Annotated in this window: 18 protein-coding genes and 2 tRNA genes; 12 read left to right on the forward strand and 8 right to left on the reverse strand. The window is 69.0% G+C overall.

Annotation, left to right across the window (positions count from 1 at the left end; translation table 11 throughout):
- Positions 1–91: 91 nt before the first annotated feature.
- Positions 92–688, reverse strand: a complete 597-nt coding sequence (locus J4030_RS12765) for a GNAT family N-acetyltransferase (RefSeq protein WP_208049595.1) — start codon at positions 686–688, stop codon at positions 92–94.
- Positions 689–731: 43 nt separating this feature from the next.
- Positions 732–1,700, reverse strand: a complete 969-nt coding sequence (locus tag J4030_RS12770) for an acyl-CoA thioesterase II (RefSeq protein ID WP_307864682.1) — start codon at positions 1,698–1,700, stop codon at positions 732–734.
- Between the two features lie 54 nt (positions 1,701–1,754).
- Here J4030_RS12770 and J4030_RS12775 point away from each other — a divergent pair, with 54 nt between their 5' ends.
- Both J4030_RS12775 and J4030_RS12780 read left to right on the forward strand, forming a co-directional pair.
- Positions 1,755–2,213 carry a thioesterase family protein gene (locus J4030_RS12775; protein WP_208049597.1) on the forward strand — a complete coding sequence of 153 codons (459 nt, stop codon included), beginning with the start codon at positions 1,755–1,757 and terminating at the stop codon, positions 2,211–2,213.
- A complete protein-coding gene (locus J4030_RS12780) occupies positions 2,210–2,857 on the forward strand; it encodes a hypothetical protein (protein ID WP_208049598.1) in 648 nt (215 codons plus the stop codon). The genes J4030_RS12775 and J4030_RS12780 overlap by 4 nt, the downstream gene beginning before the upstream one ends.
- On the opposite strand, the gene J4030_RS12785 is transcribed toward J4030_RS12780, so the two are convergent.
- The 3 genes from J4030_RS12785 to J4030_RS12795 are packed head-to-tail and all read right to left on the reverse strand — an operon-like array spanning position 2,854 to position 5,850.
- A complete protein-coding gene (locus J4030_RS12785) occupies positions 2,854–4,530 on the reverse strand; it encodes a glycoside hydrolase family 13 protein (protein WP_243763266.1) in 1,677 nt (558 codons plus the stop codon). The two genes, J4030_RS12780 and J4030_RS12785, sit on opposite strands and share 4 nt — an antisense overlap.
- Positions 4,517–4,912, reverse strand: coding sequence for a globin (locus J4030_RS12790; protein WP_208049599.1), 396 nt, complete (start codon positions 4,910–4,912; stop codon positions 4,517–4,519). The genes J4030_RS12785 and J4030_RS12790 overlap by 14 nt, the downstream gene beginning before the upstream one ends.
- Positions 4,913–4,935: 23 nt before the next feature.
- Positions 4,936–5,850, reverse strand: a complete 915-nt coding sequence (locus tag J4030_RS12795) for a mechanosensitive ion channel family protein (protein WP_208049600.1) — start codon at positions 5,848–5,850, stop codon at positions 4,936–4,938.
- 76 nt (positions 5,851–5,926) lie between these two features.
- Between J4030_RS12795 and malQ the strand changes: the two genes are divergently transcribed.
- A complete protein-coding gene (gene malQ / locus J4030_RS12800; protein ID WP_208049601.1) occupies positions 5,927–8,041 on the forward strand; it encodes a 4-alpha-glucanotransferase in 2,115 nt (704 codons plus the stop codon).
- A 162-nt stretch (positions 8,042–8,203) separates the two neighbouring features.
- On the opposite strand, the gene pepN is transcribed toward malQ, so the two are convergent.
- Complete coding sequence (gene pepN / locus J4030_RS12805) at positions 8,204–10,747, reverse strand: aminopeptidase N (protein ID WP_208049602.1); 2,544 nt, start codon at positions 10,745–10,747, stop codon at positions 8,204–8,206.
- Between the two features lie 72 nt (positions 10,748–10,819).
- Here pepN and J4030_RS12810 point away from each other — a divergent pair, with 72 nt between their 5' ends.
- The 3 genes from J4030_RS12810 (at position 10,820) to J4030_RS12820 (ending at position 12,975) form a co-directional block, all read left to right on the forward strand.
- Positions 10,820–11,455 (forward strand): disulfide bond formation protein DsbA, encoded by a 636-nt coding sequence (locus J4030_RS12810; protein WP_208049646.1) that lies wholly within the window; start codon positions 10,820–10,822, stop codon positions 11,453–11,455.
- Between the two features lie 12 nt (positions 11,456–11,467).
- Entirely contained in the window at positions 11,468–11,932 is a 465-nt protein-coding gene (locus tag J4030_RS12815) for a ribose-5-phosphate isomerase (RefSeq protein WP_208049603.1), read from the forward strand.
- A gap of 95 nt (positions 11,933–12,027) precedes the next feature.
- On the forward strand, positions 12,028–12,975 hold the full coding sequence (locus J4030_RS12820; protein ID WP_208049604.1) for a PP2C family protein-serine/threonine phosphatase: 948 nt from the start codon (positions 12,028–12,030) through the stop codon (positions 12,973–12,975).
- A 108-nt stretch (positions 12,976–13,083) separates the two neighbouring features.
- Here the strand turns inward: J4030_RS12820 and J4030_RS12825 are convergent, their stop codons facing one another.
- Together J4030_RS12825 and J4030_RS12830 are read right to left on the reverse strand one after the other, a co-directional pair.
- Complete coding sequence (locus tag J4030_RS12825) at positions 13,084–13,323, reverse strand: antitoxin (RefSeq protein ID WP_208049605.1); 240 nt, start codon at positions 13,321–13,323, stop codon at positions 13,084–13,086.
- A 186-nt stretch (positions 13,324–13,509) separates the two neighbouring features.
- Positions 13,510–13,580: transfer RNA gene (locus J4030_RS12830), tRNA-Gly, on the reverse strand.
- A 103-nt stretch (positions 13,581–13,683) separates the two neighbouring features.
- Between J4030_RS12830 and J4030_RS12835 the strand changes: the two genes are divergently transcribed.
- The 6 genes from J4030_RS12835 to clpX all read left to right on the forward strand — a co-directional run bounded on the left by J4030_RS12835 (position 13,684) and on the right by clpX (position 18,724).
- Positions 13,684–13,757 (forward strand) — tRNA-Pro (locus J4030_RS12835).
- Positions 13,758–14,062: 305 nt separating this feature from the next.
- The gene (tig, locus tag J4030_RS12840) at positions 14,063–15,454 is read left to right on the forward strand and encodes a trigger factor (RefSeq protein WP_208049606.1); all 1,392 of its coding nucleotides are present in this window, start codon (positions 14,063–14,065) and stop codon (positions 15,452–15,454) included.
- A gap of 251 nt (positions 15,455–15,705) precedes the next feature.
- Entirely contained in the window at positions 15,706–16,296 is a 591-nt protein-coding gene (locus tag J4030_RS12845; protein WP_208049647.1) for an ATP-dependent Clp protease proteolytic subunit, read from the forward strand.
- 29 nt (positions 16,297–16,325) lie between these two features.
- Positions 16,326–16,982, forward strand: a complete 657-nt coding sequence (locus J4030_RS12850) for an ATP-dependent Clp protease proteolytic subunit (RefSeq protein WP_208049648.1) — start codon at positions 16,326–16,328, stop codon at positions 16,980–16,982.
- Positions 16,983–17,064: 82 nt separating this feature from the next.
- Positions 17,065–17,277, forward strand: a complete 213-nt coding sequence (locus J4030_RS12855) for a DUF2945 domain-containing protein (protein ID WP_208049607.1) — start codon at positions 17,065–17,067, stop codon at positions 17,275–17,277.
- Positions 17,278–17,437: 160 nt separating this feature from the next.
- Positions 17,438–18,724 carry an ATP-dependent Clp protease ATP-binding subunit ClpX gene (clpX, locus tag J4030_RS12860; RefSeq protein ID WP_208049608.1) on the forward strand — a complete coding sequence of 429 codons (1,287 nt, stop codon included), beginning with the start codon at positions 17,438–17,440 and terminating at the stop codon, positions 18,722–18,724.
- The last annotated feature ends 37 nt before the right edge of the window (positions 18,725–18,761 follow it).

Below are 18,761 nucleotides of genomic sequence, written 5' to 3' on the forward strand. Positions count from 1 at the left end.
AGACACCGACCCCGCCGTCGGGGGGTAGGCACATGGTCGAGGGGTGCGGTAATTGCCCCACCCCTCGACCATTTCTGCACCCCCGATGGGGTCAGCGGTGACGCAGGCGGTGCTCCAGGCCGTTCCTCACCGACGGCCACTCGTGCGCGAGCACTGAGTAGACGACCGTGTCGCGCAGGGCGCCGGTGCGCTCGCGCTTGTCGGCGCGCAGGACCCCGTCCCGTCGGGCGCCGAGCCGCTCGATGGCCGCCTGCGACTGGTGATTCATCCAGCTGGTCTCGAAGCGCACGCATTCCACGCCCAGCGTCTCGAACGCGTGGCTCATCAGCAGCAGCTTGCTCTCGGGGTTGCTGCCGGTGCCGTGGGCCGACGCGCGGTTCCAGGTGTAGCCGATCGACACGCGCGGCACGTCGAGCTGGATGTCGTAGAACGTCGTGCCGCCGAGGACGGCGCCGTCGGACTGCCGGATCGTGGTGAACGGCAGCATGAACCCGCTCGCCTGCAGGTCGAGACGGTGCTGCACGTCGGAGGCCATATCGTCCGGGCTCGCGATGCTGGTGTACCAGCGGTCGTACATTTGCCCGTCCTCGGACGCCTCGACGAGCCCAGCGAGGTGGTCGGGGGAGAGCGGTTCGAGTCGCACGAGGCGCCCGGTCAGCGTGATGGGGTCGAGTCGTCCGGCGGCCATGCCGATCAGCCTGGCAGAGGAAGGATCCGCGCGACCGCAGGGGTCACTCAGGCCGCGGTTTGACCCGCACCATGCCTTCCTGGGCGACCGAGCAGATCAACGTGCCGTCGACACCGAAGAGCTTGCCGAGGCCGAGACCGCGCCCGCCGGAGGCCGACGGGGACTCCTGCTCGTAGAGCACCCAGTCGTCGATCCGACCAGGCCGGTGGAACCACATGGCGTGGTCCAGCGACGCCGGCCGCAGCCCGGGGGAGGACCAGACCAGACCGTGGCGGCGCAGCACCGATTCCAGCAGCGAGTAGTCCGAGGCGTAGGCGAAGACGGCGGCATGCAGCAACGGGTCGTCCGGAAGCTCGCGTAACGACTTCATCCACACCATCTGGTGGGCCGAACGTTGCCGGCTGGGGTGGATGTACAGCGCGCCCTCGACGTTGCGGACATCGAGCGCTCGGCGACGCCAGTGATGTGCGGACGGGTGGTCGATGCCCTGCAACTCCTGCTCGGTGGTCCAGACCCGCTCCGGGTCCGGCGCCGACGGCATCTCCGCCTGATGGTCCAGTCCGTCGGCCGGCCGTTGGAAGGACAGCGTCGCGGACAGGATCGTGTTGCCGTACTGCATGGCGTGCACGCGGCGCACCGAGAAGGAATTGCCGTCGCGCAGGTTCTCCACGGCGAAGCGGATCGGGTGGGTGGAGTCGCCGGGACGCACGAAATAGGCGTGCAGCGAGTGGATCTGGCGATCCTGCGGGGTGCTGCGACCGGCAGCGATGACGCTCTGGGCCAGCACCTGGCCGCCGAACGCGCGGCCGTGCGGGGTGACCTGGCTGCGCCCCACGAAGACGTCGAGCGTGCGCTCGGACAGGTCAGCCTCGTCCTCTGCCTCCGGCGCCGTCTCGGGCCGGAAGCTGGCCGTGCCCACCGGTTTCAGGTCGAGCACCTCGAGCAGTGACCCGACGGGGTCCTGCTCGGCCTGCTCTACTCCGATGGCACTGAGTTCGTCGGCGTCGGTCACCCGGGTGACTCTACCCAGCGGCTCGCAGCCGACCGGCATACGGATAATCGTCGTATGCCGAACCCCCTCTTCCACGTCAGCGTGCCCCTGCGCTGGTCCGATATGGACGCCCTGCGCCACGTGAACAACGTGCAGTTCCTGCGTCTGCTGGAGGAGGCGCGCATCCTCGCCTTCGACCAGTGGTTCGACGGTTCGGACGAGGCTCACGAGCGGCCCCGGCTCCTGATCGCGCGCGCCGAGATCGACTACCTGCGTCAGTTGCACTACCGGCGCGAGCCGATCTGCATCACGACCTGGGTGACGCGGATCGCGGGTGCCTCGTTCGACCTCGGCTATGAAGTGCGCGAAACCCCCGAGAGCACAGAGGTGTTCGCGTCCGCCGAGACGACACAGGTCGCGTTCGACATGGAGACCCAGCGGCCCACCCGGTTGACCGCCAGCGCCCGCGAGATCCTGCAGCAGTACGCCGGTCCGCCCGTCGCGCTGAAGCGTCGACCCGTCGATCACGCGTGACGGTGGACCCCAACCCCGTCGTGCAGCTGGCGGACGAGCAGACCCGCTCCGATCTGGCCACCTTCTGCGCGCGGGCGCGGGCGCTGGACGCCGACGGCGCCGTGCGTCTGCAGGCCGGAGGGGCCTCCCTGGCGGTGTGGGTGGGCGTGCAGTCCTCCCGCGAACTGTCCGGTCAGGGCACCACGCTCGGGTTGCGGGTGCTTGCGTTGTCCGAGGCCGCGCAGGTGGACACCGTCGTGCCGGTGGCGGCCGTCGGTGACCGGCTCGCCCGGCAGCCCTCCAGCACGCGCCTGGACATCCCGCCGCAGGAGGTGCGCGCGTCGTGGGCCTCGGTGAGCCCGCCGCGCGGCGGATGGTCGCCGGCCGGTTCGGTGGCGGTCACCGAGCTTCGCGAGATCGCTCAGCACGGCATCGCGGAGATCGCGCAGGGTGTGCCGACCGGCTCGGGCGCGGCGGCGGTGGAGGATCTGCGACGGCGCGTGTGGGGCCGGCCGCTGCCGGGCGAGCGCGCGGAGACACTGCCCGGGTCGGTGGCGTTCGCGGCGTACGCGCTGGGGTTCCTGGTCGGGGACAGCGCACAGGTGTTCACCGCGGGGCGCTGGCACAGGGTGACCACGCCCGCCGGTCACGTCCTCTGCCGTTAGGCGTCGCGGGTCGTCCACACGGTCGTGTCGACCGGCACCGCATGGTCCTGCAGCGGGCCGCTGGCGACGACGACCGACCACCCGGTGGGTACGGGGTAGGGCGTCGGCCCGAAGTTGGTGATCGACCGCACCGGGCCGTTGTCGAAGACCAGCACGTCGGGTTCCGCAACGACCCACTGCAGTTCCCCGATGGCCAGGGCGTGCGCGCGACGCAGTCGCAGCAGGCTTCGGTAGAGCTCCAGTGTCGAATCCGCCACTCCCACCTGCTGATCCACCGCCAGCTCTGCGTACGACGGGGGCTGCGGCAGCCACAGCTCACCGGTGTCGTTGAAGCCGTCCGCAGGTGCTTCCTTCTCCCAGGGCATCGGCACGCGGCATCCGTCACGCCCCTTGTCCTGGTGCTGGGTGCGGGCGTACGTCGGATCCTGTCGCGCCTCGTCCGGCATCGTGGTGTGGTCGGGCAGCCCGAGCTCCTCACCCTGGTAGAGGTAGGCACCCCCGGGCAGCGCGAGCATCAGGGTGCTGGCCGCCCGCGCCCGCCGCAGGCCGAGCTCCGCGTCGGGTTGCGGGTCGTCGGCGCCGATGCCGTTGAGCTTCTCCGCGCCGGCCGGCAGCCCGAGCCGAGTCGCGTGACGGACCACGTCGTGGTTGGACAGTACCCAGGTCGTCGGCGCGCCGACGGCGGCGTTCGCGTCCGACGTACGGTCGATGACCTCGCGCAGCTCCGTTGCGTTCCAGGGGCTTTCGAGGAATTCGAAGTTGAACGCCTGATGGAACTCGTCGGGTCGCACGTACTTGGCGAGGTTCTCCGCCGGCACGACCCACGCCTCCGCGCACATCATCCGGCCGTCCCCGTGGCCGTCGTCGGTGGTCGCGTCCGCGACGTCGTAGGAGTCCAGGACGGCGCGCCAGGAGCGGTAGATCTCGTGCACCCCGGGCTGGTCCCACATCGGCGCGCGTTCCTGCTGGCGGCCGTCGGCCATGTGCATGGCGCCGTCCCAGTCCGGCAGGCCGGGCACCTTGGCCAGGCCGTGCGCGACGTCGACGCGGAAGCCGTCCACGCCCCGGTCGAGCCAGAAACGCAGGACGCGCTCGAACTCCTCGCGCACCTGCGTGTTGTCCCAGTTGAGATCGGGTTGTTTGCGGTCGAAGAGGTGCAGATACCACTGGCCGGGCGATCCGTCGGCCTCGGTGACGCGTTCCCACGCCGGGCCGCCGAACATGCTCTGCCAGTTGTTCGGGGGCTCGGCTCCGTTCATGCCGCGGCCGTCGCGGAACATGTAGCGGTCCCGCTCGGGTGAGCCCGGTGCTGCTGCCAGAGCGGCCACGAACCACACGTGTTCGTCGGAGGTGTGATTGGGCACCAGGTCGACCACGAGCTTCATGCCCAGGTCGTGCGCGGTGGTGACGAGCCGCTCGGCGTCCGAGAGGTCGCCGAAGAGCGGGTCGACGTCGTAGTAGTCGGCGACGTCGTAGCCGGCGTCGGCCTGCGGCGAGGTGTAGAACGGCGAGAGCCACACCGCATCGACGCCCAGCTCGCGCAGATAGGGCAGGCGCCGCACGATGCCCGGCAGGTCGCCGATCCCGTTGCCGTCGGCGTCGGCCCACGACCGCGGGTAGATCTGGTAGATGACGGCGGTCCGCCACCAGGGCTGAGTCTTACTCTGCGTCAAGGGAATTCACCAGGGAGTAGGCCGCTCGCGTGAGGTAGTCGCGCAGCAGGAGGTCGTGGGTCTGGTCGAGGTCGAGCGTGTCGACGGCGGCCATCATGTGCAGGATCCAGCGGTCGCGCTGGGCCGGTGTGACGCTGAACGGCATGTGCCGCATCCTCAGACGGGGGTGGCCGCGCTCTTCGCTGTACATCGTGGGGCCGCCCCAGTACTGCTCGAGGAACCCGCGCAGGCGGTCCTCCGCAGGCCCGAGATCCTCCTCGGGGTAGAGCGCGCGCAACGGCGGGTCGGACGCGACCCCGCGGTAGAACTCGTGCACGAGTCTGGCGAAGGTCTCATGCCCTCCCACCTGCGCGTAGAAGGTCTGCGGATCCGGGTCGGGCATGTTCTGCAGTCTGTCAGCCGGCATCAGTTCGGCGGGACGGTGGTGTACGGCGGCAGGTGAGGCGCGGCGATGCCCGCGGCGTCCAGCGCGACCTTGGCGCGCTCGCGGATCTCGCGCGACACGGCGTACTGCTCGCCCGGCACGCACTTGGCGATGATCCGCAGGGTGACGCTCCCGCCGGTCACCGACTCCACCCCGGCCACCACCGGTGTCTCCAACAGTTTCTCCTTCCAGGGAGATTCGTCGTCGACCAGCTCGGTCACCTCTCGCAGCGTGCTGAGCGCCTTCTCCACGCTCTGGTCGTAGGCGATGGGCAGGTCGACCGTGGTGGTCGCCCAGCCCTGCGACTTGTTGCCGATCCGCAGGATCTCGCCGTTGCGCACGTACCAGACCACCCCGTCGGCGTCGCGCACGCGCGTGATGCGCAGGGTCACCTCTTCGACCGTGCCGATGGCCTGACCGGTGTCGATGACGTCGCCGACGCCGTACTGGTCCTCCATGATCATGAAGATCCCGGACAGGAAGTCGCGCACCAGGCTTTGTGCTCCGAAGCCGAGCGCGACCCCGCCGACGCCGGCGGACGCGAGGAGGGGAGCCAGCGGTACGCCGAGCTCGGCCATCACCATCATCGCGGCGATGCCGTAGATCACCAGGGTCGACACCGAGCGCAGCAGCGACCCGGTGGTCGCCGCCCGCTGCTTGCGCCGCTCGGTGTCCAGGCCCGCGGCCTGCCGGATGACCCGGCCGGCCCGTCGGGTCGCCACCGTGCGCTCGCGGGCACGGGTCTCCATCACCTCGACGGCCCGGCGGATGGCCCGGTGCACCAGCCAGCGCAGCACCATCGCACCGATCACGATGCCCGCGATGGTGATGGGGGTGCCGAGCAGTAGTCCCCAGCCGCTGCGGTCGCCGTTGGTCACGAAGTGCACAAATGCCATGGCCCCCAGTGTGACTGCCCGGGGTCGCCCCACCCAAGTCAGCGGACCAGGGTGGCCGCTCTGCAAGACTGCGGCCATGTCCGAGGGGTCTCCGCTGGCGCAACTCGCCCGCGCACATGGTGTTGCCACCGAGTATCGGGACTGGAAGGACAACCACGTCACCGTGTCCGACCAGACGATCAGCTCGGTGCTGACCGCGTTGGGTGTGGACGTGTCGGACGACGCCGCTGTGACCGAGGCGCTGCGAGTGGCTGCGGACGGCAGCTGGCGTCAGGTGCTCCCGACGGTCGTGGTCGTGCGCAAGGGCACCGAGTCGTGGGTGCCCGTGCATCTCCCGGACGGTGAGAGTCTCTCCGCCCGCATCGAATTGGAAGACGGTGCGGAGCAGGATGTCGCGCAGGTGGACCACTGGGTCGATCCTCGTGAGATCGAAGGCGCGCTGGTCGGCGAGGCGACCGTGGCGCTGTCGGCGTCCCTGCCCCTGGGCTACCACCAGCTCGTCGTGCGCACCGGCGAGGAGGAGCACCGTACGACGGTCATCGTCAGCCCCGCGCGGTTGTCGCTGCCGTCGGCGCTGCGGACCGACCGGGCCTGGGGACTGCAGGCGCAGCTGTACGGCGTTCGCAGTGCTCGCAGTTGGGGCATCGGCGACGCCGCCGACCTCGCCGAGCTCGGCACCTGGGCGGCCCGCAACGGCGCCGACTTCGTGCTCGTCAACCCGGTGCACGCCGCCGAGCCGGTCGCGCCGATGGAGCCGTCGCCGTACCTCCCGACGACGCGGCGGTTCGTGAACCCGATGTACATCCGGGTCGAGGAGGTCCTCGAGATCGGCTACCTGTCGGCGGCCGAGCACCAGTTGGTCGAGTGGCACGGCGACGACGCGCGGCGGCTCAACAACCTGGAGCAACTCGACCGGGACGGTTGCTGGACGGCCAAGGAAGCAGCGCTGCGGATGCTCTTCCGGGTGCCCCGCACGCATCGCCGGGTGCGGGAGTTCGAGCAGTTCTGCGCGGACGAGGGCGACGGCCTGGTCGACTACGCCACCTGGTGCGCTCTGGTGCTGGATCGAGGGCTGCCCTGGCAGGATTGGCCGCAGGAGCTGCAGGATCCGCACTCCGACGCCGTACGCGCCGAGCGTGAGCGCCTGGCCACCGAGGTCGAGTTCCAGTGCTGGCTGCAATGGATCGCGCAACGGCAGCTCGCCGACGCGCAGGCCGAGCTGCGCAGCGCGGGCATGGGCGTCGGCGTGGTCGCCGATCTCGCGGTGGGGGTCCACCCGTCGGGTGCCGACGCGTGGGCGCTCGGCGACGTGCTCGCGCGCGACATCAGCGTCGGTGCGCCGCCGGACGACTACAACCAGCTCGGGCAGGACTGGAGCCAGCCGCCGTGGCGGCCTAATCGCCTTGCCGAGCAGGCGTATCTGCCCTATCGGGAGATGATCCGCACCGCGCTGGGGATGTCCGGTGGGCTGCGCGTCGACCACATCCTCGGCCTCTTCCGGCTCTGGTGGGTGCCGCGTGGGGAGTCGCCCACGAAGGGCACGTACGTGCGGTACGACCACGAGGCGATGGTCGGCATCCTGGCGCTGGAGGCGCACCGGTCCGGTGCCGTCGTGATCGGTGAGGACCTCGGCACCGTCGAGGGCTGGGTGCGCGACTACCTCGCCGAACGCGGCATCCTCGGCACCTCGATCCTGTGGTTCGAGCGCGACGCGGACGGCGCGCCGTTGCCGCCGGAGACCTACCGCCAGCTCTGCCTCGCCAGCGTCACGACCCACGACCTGCCTCCGACGGCCGGCTACCTGCAGGGCGAGCACATCAGCGTCCGGCACAGCCTGGATCTGCTGACCCAGCCGCTGGAGGAGGAGATCGCCCAGGACGATGCGCAGCGCGAAGCCGTCCTGTCGGTGCTGCGTCGCCGCGGGCTGCTCGGCGAGCGGTCCTCGATCGAGGACCAGGTCGATGCGCTGCACCGGTTCCTGACCTGGTCACCGAGCAAGATGCTCGGGGTGTCGGTCAACGACCTGGCGGGCGACGTACGGACCATCAACCAGCCGGGCACCCACGACGAGTACCCCAACTGGCGCCTGCCCCTCGCGGACGGTCAGGGCCGGGCGATGAGCCTGGACCAGCTGATGGTGTCGCGTCGAGCCAAACGCCTGATCCGCTGCGTCACCCAGCGCGAACGCTGACCCGCCCCGCGATCCGTCGTCGTACGGGACCGAGCGGGCCGCAACGAGAGCTGGCGCACCCGACGTAGGCCTCGTTCGGGGCCGAGCGGGCCGTAACCAGAGCTGGCGCACCAGGTGGAAGCCTCGTTCGGGGCCAAGCGGGCCGAAACGAGCGCCGAACCCTCAGCCCTGGGCGTCGCGGGCCTGCGCCCGCAGCGCCCGGATCACCGCGTCACGGTGCTCGCTCATGATCCGGCGCAGCGCGTCCGGTGCATCACCGTTGTCGCGCAGCCAGGCCTGCGTCGCATCGAGCAACCCCTGATCGGCGAGCGTCACCGGATACATCCGCTTCGCCACACCGGAGGCGATCGCGAAGGTGCGGCCCTCCCACATGGTGCGCACGCCGGCGTGGAAGCGTTCGACGTAGGGCTGCAGGAGCGACACGTCGTGCGCCGTGGCGAATCCCGCGGCCACCGCGACCAGCGTCTGATTGGGCAGGTCCGACCCCACGAACGCGGCGGCCCAGGCAGCCTCCTTCGCTTCCGTCGTCGGGTACGCCGCCCTCGCACCGGCCGCTCGCTCCGCGCCGGTCGACGTGCGGTCGCTTGCGAGCTCCTTCTCGATCACGTCGTCGCCGATGGCACCGGACGCCGCGAGCGAGGTCAGCAGAGACCACCGCATGTCAGTGTCGATCGAAAGCCCGGCCAGCGGCGCGCTGCCGTCCAGCAGCCCCTGCACCGTGGCTATGTCCTGCGGCCGGACGGCGACCTGCGCGAAGGCGCGCGCGAACTGCAGCTGGGCGTCACTGCCCGCGGCCGCGCTCCTCAGCAGACGGCCCAGGCCGTCGGCCACCTGGTGGCGTGCCGCCTCACGGTGCCCGGGAGCGACGTACACCCGCCGGCTGGCCGAGATCTGCTCCAGTGCGACCTTCATCGCTGTCGAATCGTCCTCTGCCGCAAGGACTTCGAGCATGAACGCGATGAAGTCCGTCGCCGCTGTCTCGGCCTCGCGCGTCATGTCCCAGACTGCCGCGGTCACCAGCGAGCGCGCCAGCGAGTCCTGCAGCGCCGTGGGGTTGGCGAGCACGGTCGCCAGGGACGCCTCGTCCAGCCGGATCTTCGTGTACGCGAGATCCTCGTCGTTGAGGAGCAGCAGGTCCGGGCGAGGTGCCCCGACGAGCTCGGGGACCGCCGTGCGGGGACCGTCGACGTCCAGCTCGACGTACGACGTGCGCTCCAGCCGCCCGTCGCGCAGGTCGTAACAGCCCACACCCATCCGGTGCGGACGCAGCGTGGGGTGACTGTCCGCCGCGGTCTGTTCGATGGTCACGGACGCCAGGCGACCGTCGGCGGTCTCGATCGACGGTCGCATCGTCGAGACCCCCGCCGTCTGCAGCCACGTCTGCGCCCACGCGGTGAGGTCGCGGCCGGAGGTCTGCTCCAGCTCGGCGAGCAGATGGCTCAGGTCGGTGTTGCCCCACGCGTACCGCTGGAAGTAGGACCGCAGCCCGGCCACGAAGGGTTCGCGACCGACGTACGCCACCAGCTGCTTCAGCACCGAGGCGCCCTTGGCGTAGGTGATGTGGTCGAAGTTGTTCTCCACGTCCGACCAGTTGCGCGCGTCGGCGGCGATCGGGTGGGTGGAGCTGAGCTGGTCGGCGATGTAGGCGGAGGACTTCTCCGCCAGGCTGAAGGTCGTCCACGCGCTGTCCCAGCGGGTCGCCTCGGCCTGCGCGGTGGTCGAGGCCCATTCGGCGAACGACTCGTTCAGCCACAGGTCGTCCCACCAGCGCATCGTCACCAGGTCGCCGAACCACATGTGCGCGAGCTCGTGCAGCACGGTGAGCGCGCGGCGTTCGACCAGCGACTCCGGCACGGCCGAGCGAAAGACGTAGATCTCGGCGATGGTGACCAGGCCGACGTTCTCCATGGCGCCCATGTTGTATTCCGGGGCGAAGAGCTGGTCGTACTTGGTGAAGGGGAACTCCCGGTCGAACATCTCCTCGAAGAACGCGAATCCGCGTTTGGTGAGGTCCAGGATGTTGTCGGCGTCGAGGTGCTCGCGCAGCGACCGGCGGCACAGCACGCCCAACGGGATCTCCCCGGCACGCGTGGTGACCGAGTCCCGTACGACGTCGTACGGGCCGGCCGCGAAGGCGGTCACGTACGAGCTGATCGGGGGAGTGGGCGCGAACACCCAGGTGGCGGAACCGTTCTCGCCGGTGGTCGGCTCGGGTGTGGGCTCGTTCGACAGCACCTGCCAGGTCGCCGGGGCGGTGACGGTGAAGGCGAAGCGGGTTTTCAGGTCCGGTTGCTCGAAGACGGGGAACGCGCGGCGGCTGTCCGCGACCTCGAACTGGGTGTAGAGGTAGACCTCACCGTCGGCGGGGTCCACGAAGCGGTGCACACCCTCGCCGGTGTTCATGTAGCGGCCGACGGCCTCGATGCGCACGACGTTCTCCGCGGCCAGACCGGGCAGAGTCACCCGCGCTCCGTCGAAGTGGGTCGCCGGGTCCAGCGGTGCGCCGTTCAGTTCGATGGAGCGCACCGACTCGCCCAGGAAGTCCACGAACGTCGCGGCGCCGGGCGTCGCGGAGAACTCGATCCGCGACGTCGTGCCGAAGGTCTGCGGGCCGGTCGTGAGGTCGAGGCTCACAGCGTGCGCGTGCACCTCGACCAGCTCGGCGCGAGCGCCGGCCTCGTCCCGGGTCAGTTCCTGCAGTGCCACGTGGTCCCCTTGCATCGTGTCTCCCGGGCGGCTCCCGGGCTCGGCCATCCTGTCATCCGCCGCAGTGGCAAGATGATGAGCGTGACCACTAGCCAAGCCGAAATGTTCTTCGATCCGATGTGCCCGTGGGCATGGATGACCTCCCGGTGGTTGCTGGAGGTGGAGGAGGTCCGGGACGTCGAGATCAGCTGGTCGGTGATGAGCCTGTCGGTGCTCAACGAGGACCGTGACCTGCCCGACGACTACCGCGCCATGATGGACCGGGCATGGATGCCCGTGCGCGTGGTCATCGCCGCGCAGCGCGAGCACGGTCCCGAGTCGCGGAAGAAGCTGTACGACGCCATCGGCACCCGCCTGCACCCCGGCGGCCGCGGCAAGGACGAGGACGACCTGCGCGCGGTGCTGCGCGAGTCGCTCGACGAGGTGGGTCTGCCGCAGGACCTGCTCGAACACGCGCAGAACACCCCCGGCGACGAGATCGACAAGGAGTTGCGCGCGTCCCATCAGCGGGCGATCGACATGGTCGGAAACGACGTCGGCACCCCGGTCGTCAGCGTGGAGGGCACGGCGTTCTTCGGTCCGGTCGTCACCCCGGCACCCAGGGGCGACGCCGCGGGCAAACTGTGGGACGGCTGCCTGCTCGTCGCCGCGACCCCCGGTTTCTACGAGCTCAAGCGGTCGCGCGAAGCGTCGCCGGACTTCAGCTGAGAGGGCGCGCGGATGCGGGTGCACATCGGAGGGGACCACGCGGCGTACGACATGCACCGTGAGTTGGTCCGTTGGCTGGGCGAGCAAGGGCACGACGTGGTCGATCACGGCGCGAAGGAGTACGACGCGCAGGACGACTATCCGGTGTTCGTGCTGCGCGCCGCGCAGGGTGTCGCACAGGACGAGGGCTCGCTCGGCGTCGTCCTCGGCGGCTCCGGCAACGGGGAGCAGATCGCGGCCAACAAGGTGCCGGGCATCCGCGCCGCGCTGTGCTACACGACCGAGCTGGCCCAGCTCGCCCGGCAGCACAACAACGCGCAGGTGATCTCGCTCGGTGGGCGTTTCAACACGGTCGAACAAGCCAAGGCGATGGTTGCCGTGTTCCTCGAGACGCCGTTCTCCGGCGAGGAACGCCACCAGCGGCGCCTGGACATGCTGACCCGCTTCGAGAAGGACGGCTCGCTGCCCCCGGAATGACGCAAGGCGAACGGCGGGTCTGCGCGGCGTAATTGTTGTGTAAAGCCTGCGTATGGGCGTGCTGATTTCGAGTGACGCCGGGTTACGTTGCGCGTATGGCTGTTCATGTCCACTTCACGCCTCGCGATGCGACGCGCGAAGACGGCGGACATCGGTCCACCATCGGGGCCGGTGTCGTTGCGGCGTTGTGCATCATTCTCGTGCTCACCGTGCTGTCCCTACGGTTCGACGGACTGCTCGCCTCGGCACTCGTGCTGGCGGCCGGTGGGGGCGCCCTGGGCCTGGGGCTGTCATCGGTGCGGCACTCCCCATTGCTGTCCCACGCGGTGTCCGCGACGCTGCTGAGCGAGCTGCACGAACGGGTGCGCGTACAGGGTCGGATGCCCGAACTTCCCCTCGGCTGGCGGGTCGAGTCGGCGACCCGCGCGGCTGGTAACGATCGTTTCTCCGGGGACTTCGTGATCGGCAACCGCACCGACGAGCACCGCTTCGAGGTCGCCCTGGTCGACGTCTCGGGCAGCGGTCACGAGGCGGGATCGCGCTCGATGCTGATGGGCGGGGCGGTGAGCGGCCTGCTCGGCCCCGTCGCGCCGCAGGACTTCCTGCCGGCCGCCAATGACTATCTGGTACGACAGAACTGGTCCGAGGGTTTCGCCACCGCGATCCACGTGTGCGTGGACCTGGTCGACGGCAACTTCTCGGTGGGGTCCGCGGGTCACCCGGCTGCGGTCCAGTTCCATGCAGCGAGCGGCACCTGGACGATGGTCGAGGGTGCCAGCGGCACCTGCCTCGGCGTGCTCGAGGGACAGAACGCCCGCGACTACCCCCGGGTGGAGGGGGTCCTGCAGCACGGTGACGCCCTCCTGCTCTACACCGACGGCGTCGTCGAGACGCGCGATCTCGACCTGTCCGAGGGGCTGGCGCAGGTGCTCGACACCATCCGCGCGCTGCCGACGTCCGCCGGGTCGGCCGGGCGGGTGTGCGAGGCGGCTCGTTCGGGCCCGGGCGACGACCGCACCGCTTTCATGCTCTATCGCGACTGAGACGCGCCGCGGGCCGTCGCCGACCGACGTACGAGATCCCCTGACATGACAAGAGTGCCGAACCCCGTCGGGGTCCGGCACTCTCCCAGAGCTGGTCGGTGATCGCCCTCAGTTCTGGTTCCCGTCGCCGGCGTCGCCGCCCCCGGCGGTGTCCGCGCTGTTGCCGCCTTGTCCTCCACCGAGGCGCTCACCGACGGCCTCCTGGCCCTTGTCGACCTGGTCGGCGTACTTGCCACCGGTCTTGTCGTCGACGAAGTCCCCGCCCTTCTCGACACCCTCTTTGAGCTTGTCAGGGTTGTCGTTCGCGAAGTCGCTGGCCTTGTCCTTGGCGCTGTCGAACAGTCCCATGAGTTCTCCTTCGAGAGGGCCGCGACCAGATGCCGCAGCCATGCGTTCCACGTAAGCACAGGTGGGGTCGACAGTCGAGAGGTAGATCGCTCGGGCAACCCGCGCACACGCTTCACTCCCGGCTCTGCAGGGCGCGCTGATGAGGGTGGAGACGCGGGTCCGCGCGGCGTCGGTCCAGCGGTTCGGAGCGGGTGACGAGAATCGAACTCGCGTAGCCAGTTTGGAAGACTGGGGCTCTACCATTGAGCTACACCCGCGTGGCGCTGCGTCGTCCCACCCGGTGATGTGTGGTCCGGCGTGCTGCGCCGAGGCGATAGCGTACTGGCTCGCGTGGTGTGGTTCGCACCGAGCCGCGCAGCACGGGGTATGGCGCAGCTTGGTAGCGCGTCCGCTTTGGGAGCGGAAGGCCGCAGGTTCAAATCCTGTTACCCCGACGAAGGAGGGGCAACAGGATGCCGGGAGCGGGCGGAACGAAGTGAGCCCGTGGTTCCTGTTACCCCGACCAACTCTGCTTGAGATGTCGATTCCGGACGGTTCCGAAGCAGGAGAACCCTCCGAAACTGACGTCTGGGGGCACCCGCGCGCAGGGGCCACCAGGCCACCGGTTTGCTCGCGCCCCGCTTCGTCAGGGAACATGGCAGACGGTTCCCGCTTTCGCCGCCCGGTCGTCCGGGTCGCCGACGCCCGCCTTGCGACGTACGCCGGCAGAGAGCCCCTTTCGATCTATGGAGTCTGTGCAGTGAAGAGCGCCGTCGACACCCTGAGCCCGACGCGGGTCAAGATGACCATCGAGGTCCCCTACGCCGAGCTGGAGCCGAGCGTCAGCGCGGCCTACAAGACCATCGGCAACCAGATCCAGGTGCCGGGCTTCCGCCAGGGCAAGGTGCCGGCCCGGATCATCGACCAGCGGGTCGGCCGCGGCGCGGTGCTGCAGGAGGCTGTGAACGAGGCGCTGCCGGAGTTCTACGGCCAGGCGCTGGAGAGCAACGACGTGCAGCCGCTCGGCCAGCCCGAGGTCGAGGTCACCGACGTGCCGGCGACCGAGGGTGATGAGCTGAAGTTCACCGTCGAGGTCGACGTCCGCCCGCAGTTCAACCTGCCCGACTTCTCCGCGATCAGCGTGACCGTCGACCCGGTCGAGGTCACCGACGAGGACGTCGACGCCGAGATCGAGACGCTGCGCGAGCGGTTCGGCACGCTGGCCCCGGTCGAGCGCGCCGCCGCCGAGGGTGACTCGCTCACCATCGACCTGTCCGCCACGATCGGCGACGAGAAGATCGACGACGTCACCGGCGTCTCGTACGTCGTCGGCAGCGGCAACATGCTCGAAGGCCTGGACGACGCGGTCACCGGCCTGTCCGCTGGCGACACCGCCACCTTCGAGGCTGCGCTGGCCGGCGGCGAGCACGAGGGCCAGGCGGCCCAGTGCATCGTCACCGTGCAGTCGGTGAAGGAGCGTCAGCTGCCCGAGGTCGACGACGAGTTCGCCCAGCTCGCCTCCGAGCACGACACCGTCGCGGAGCTGCGCACCGACATGACCGCGCAGGCCGAGCGCGGCAAGCGTTTCCAGCAGGGCATCCAGGCGCGCGACAAGGTCCTGGACCAGCTGCTGGAGGACCTGGACCTCGCGGTGCCGCAGAGCATCGTCGAGGCCGAGGTGCACCAGCACCTGGAGGGCGAGGACCGCCTCGAGGACGACGAGCACCGCGCCGAGGTCACCGAGAGCACCACGAAGGCGCTGCAGAGCCAGTTCCTGCTCGACAAGATCGTCGAGGAGAACGAGGTCCAGGTCTCGCAGGAAGAGCTGATCGAATACCTGATCATGTCGGCCCAGCAGTACGGCATGGACCCCAACCAGTTCGCGCAGGCGCTGGACCAGCAGGGCCAGGTGCCCGCCGTGATGGGCGAGGTCGCCCGTCGCAAGGCACTGAGCACGGTGCTGGAGCGGGTCACGGTCATCGACACCAACGGTGAGACCGTCGACCTGAACGCGCTGAACGAGGCCGAGCAGGGCGCGGATGACGAGGACGCCGACGACGCTGCGGACACCGACGTCATCGAGGTCGCGGGCGACACCGACGCCGAGACCGATGCCTCCGACGCCACCTCCACCGAGGCGCCCAAGGCCTGAACCACCTTCTGATCCAACGGGGTCCGCACATCGATTCGATGTGCGGACCCCGTCGTCATGTCCGGCGTACGCCGCGCGCTTGCGCTCACGGCGAACACGGCCGAGATCGGGGACGGAACGGCGCGGGCCGGGCGTTAGGGTCCAGTAGAAGCTGATTCGACCGCTTCGTGACCTCGCGCAGGCGGGGCCGTCCGGAGCAGTCCGACGCGATGAGAGAAGAGAAGACCTTGAGTGACATCCAGAAGGTCTCGATGGCGACCCAGGCACCGGCCGGGGGACTCGACGACCAGATCTACAACCGGCTGCTGAAGGAACGCATCATCTTCCTCGGCTCCGACGTCCGTGACGACAACGCCAACGTGATCGCCGCGCAGCTGCTGCTGCTGACGGCCGAGGACCCGAACGCCGACATCTGGCTCTACATCAACAGCCCCGGTGGATCGATCTCCGCCGGCATGGCCATCTTCGACACGATGAACTGGATCCCCAACGACGTGGCCACGGTCGCGATGGGGATGGCGGCCAGCATGGGGCAGTTCCTGCTCTCGGCCGGCACTCCGGGCAAGCGCTACGCGACCCCGAACGCCCGCGTGATGATGCACCAGCCGTCCGGTGGTCTCGGTGGCACGGCCTCTGACATCAAGATCCAGGCCGAGCAGATGCTCTTCATCAAGGGCAAGATGGCCGAGCTGATCGCTCAGCACACGGGTCAGACCGTCGAGCAGATCACCTCCGACTCCGACCGGGACCGTTGGTTCTCCGCGCAGGAGGCCAAGGAGTACGGCTTCGTGGACCACGTCTTCGAGCGTGCCGAGGACGCCCCCGGGCAGGTGAAGGCATGACCAACTGGACCGATTCGAGTGGAGTACAGATGAATTCGCCGTACGGCGGTCACGCTGGTCTATCTATCCCAGCACCGTCGAGCCGCTACATCCTCCCGCAGTTCGAGGAGCGCACCTCCTACGGGATGAAGCGCTCGGACCCCTACAACAAGCTCTTCGAGGACCGCATCATCTTCCTCGGCGTGCAGGTCGACGACGCGTCGGCGGACGACATCATCGCCCAGCTGATCGTGCTGGAGAGCCAGGACCCCGACCGGGACATCCTGATGTACATCAACTCTCCCGGTGGCTCGTTCACCGCGCTGACCGCGATCTACGACACGATGCAGTACATCCGCCCCGACGTGCAGACGTTCGTGGTCGGACAGGCGGCCTCGGCCGCCGCCGTCCTGCTCGGCGCCGGTGCGGCCGGCAAGCGCTACGCCCTGCCGAACGCGCGGATCCTGATCCACCAGCCCGCGATGGAGGGCACCGGCGGCACGGCGTCCGACCTCGAGGTCACCGCGAACGAGATCTTCCGGATGCGCGAATGGCTGGAGGACACCTTGGCCTTCCACACCGGTGCGACCGCGGAGCAGATCCGCAAGGACATCGAGCGCGACAAGATCCTCACGTCGGCCCAGGCCAAGGAGTACGGCCTGATCGACCAGGTGCTGACCAGCCGTAAGGCCTCCGTCCAGGACTGACGCTTCACGGTCGTCCCGTACGCCGCTCACCCTCGCCGGGGTGGGCGGCGTACGTGCGTCTGGGGCGGCCTACCGTGGAGGGATGAGCATCCGTCAAGGCAGCACGGTCAGCTGGAAGTGGGGCCAGGGCACCGCGGAGGGCACGGTCACCGCGGTGCACCACGACACGGTCACCCGCACCATCAAGGGCAGCGAGATCACCCGCAACGGCAGCGATGACGACCCGGCGTACGAGATCGAGCAGGACGACGGGACCACGGTGTTGAAGCTGCACAGCGAGGTCGAGCGGGCCTGAGGGGCACGTACGAGAGGCGTTGCGCCGACAGCGGACAGGCGTGACTTGTGCCGCGACACCGGGTTTCAATGACCTGGGCGGAAGTCGCCGACGGGTAGCGTCGGGACCTCGACACCCGTCGCACGTTGTTCCCTGTAGGACCGCCGGAAAGGATCGCCACGTGGCACGCATCGGAGAGGGCGGTGACCTGCTCAAGTGCTCGTTCTGCGGAAAGAGCCAGAAGCAGGTCAAGAAGCTGATCGCCGGTCCAGGGGTCTACATCTGCGACGAGTGCATCGATCTGTGCAACGAGATCATCGAGGAGGAGCTCGCCGAGACCTCCGAGGTGGGGCTGGACAAACTGCCCAAGCCGCGCGAGATCTTCGAGTTCCTGCAGCAGTACGTCGTGGGTCAGGACGCCGCCAAGCGTGCGCTGGCCGTCGCGGTCTACAACCACTACAAGCGCATCCAGGCCGCCGAGCAGACCACCAAGAAGGACGCAACGGCCGTCGAGATCGCCAAGTCCAACATCCTGCTGATCGGTCCGACCGGCTGCGGCAAGACCTATCTGGCGCAGACCCTCGCCCGGATGCTCAACGTGCCCTTCGCGATCGCCGACGCGACCGCGCTCACCGAGGCGGGATACGTCGGTGAGGACGTCGAGAACATCCTGCTGAAGCTGATCCAGGCCGCCGACTTCGATGTGAAGAAGGCCGAGACCGGCATCATCTACATCGACGAGATCGACAAGGTCGCGCGCAAGAGCGAGAACCCGTCGATCACCCGTGACGTCTCCGGTGAGGGTGTGCAGCAGGCGCTGCTGAAGATCCTGGAGGGTACGACGGCCAGCGTGCCGCCGCAGGGCGGGCGCAAGCACCCGCACCAGGAGTTCATCCAGATCGACACGACCAACGTGCTCTTCATCGTCGGTGGCGCGTTCGCCGGGCTGGAGAAGATCATCGAGTCTCGCGCGGGCAAGCAGGGGCTCGGCTTCGGATCGGAACTGAAGCTCAACACCGGCCTGCTGGAGAGCTTCTCCGACGTCCTGCCGGAGGACCTGATGAAGTTCGGGTTGATCCCGGAGTTCATCGGTCGACTTCCGGTCATCACCACGGTCGAGCCGCTGGACCGCGCCGGCTTGGTCTCGATCCTCACCGAGCCGCGCAACGCGCTGGTGCGTCAGTACGAGAAGATGTTCGAGATCGACGGCGTGGAGCTGGAATTCAGCGAGGACGCCATCGAGGCCGTTGCCGAGCAGGCGATGCTGCGCGGCACCGGCGCCCGCGGGCTGCGCGCGATCCTCGAAGAGGTGTTGCTGCCGGTGATGTTCGACGTGCCGAGCGATGACGACATCGCCCGTGTCGTGATCACCCGCGAGGTCGTACTCGACAACGTCAACCCGACGATCGTGCGCCGCGAGGCCACCCCGCCGACCCGCAAGCGCGCGCCGCGCAAGGAATCCGCCTGATCCGATCCACCGTCACGAAGGCCCCGCAGCACTCCGG

It is taken from the genome of Allobranchiibius sp. CTAmp26 (assembly GCF_017565405.1).
Lineage (GTDB): Bacteria > Actinomycetota > Actinomycetes > Actinomycetales > Dermatophilaceae > Allobranchiibius.

Coding starts and splice junctions, on each gene's coding strand:
- J4030_RS12765 (WP_208049595.1), bottom strand. CDS start 688: ATGGCCGCCGGACGACTCGACCCCATCACGCTGACCGGGCGCCTCGTG.
- J4030_RS12775 (WP_208049597.1), top strand. CDS start 1,755: ATGCCGAACCCCCTCTTCCACGTCAGCGTGCCCCTGCGCTGGTCCGAT.
- J4030_RS12790 (WP_208049599.1), bottom strand. CDS start 4,912: ATGCCCGACCCGGATCCGCAGACCTTCTACGCGCAGGTGGGAGGGCAT.
- J4030_RS12795 (WP_208049600.1), bottom strand. CDS start 5,850: ATGGCATTTGTGCACTTCGTGACCAACGGCGACCGCAGCGGCTGGGGA.
- malQ (WP_208049601.1), top strand. CDS start 5,927: ATGTCCGAGGGGTCTCCGCTGGCGCAACTCGCCCGCGCACATGGTGTT.
- J4030_RS12810 (WP_208049646.1), top strand. CDS start 10,820: ATGATGAGCGTGACCACTAGCCAAGCCGAAATGTTCTTCGATCCGATG.
- J4030_RS12815 (WP_208049603.1), top strand. CDS start 11,468: ATGCGGGTGCACATCGGAGGGGACCACGCGGCGTACGACATGCACCGT.
- J4030_RS12820 (WP_208049604.1), top strand. CDS start 12,028: ATGGCTGTTCATGTCCACTTCACGCCTCGCGATGCGACGCGCGAAGAC.
- J4030_RS12825 (WP_208049605.1), bottom strand. CDS start 13,323: ATGGGACTGTTCGACAGCGCCAAGGACAAGGCCAGCGACTTCGCGAAC.
- J4030_RS12845 (WP_208049647.1), top strand. CDS start 15,706: ATGGCGACCCAGGCACCGGCCGGGGGACTCGACGACCAGATCTACAAC.
- J4030_RS12850 (WP_208049648.1), top strand. CDS start 16,326: ATGAATTCGCCGTACGGCGGTCACGCTGGTCTATCTATCCCAGCACCG.
- J4030_RS12855 (WP_208049607.1), top strand. CDS start 17,065: ATGAGCATCCGTCAAGGCAGCACGGTCAGCTGGAAGTGGGGCCAGGGC.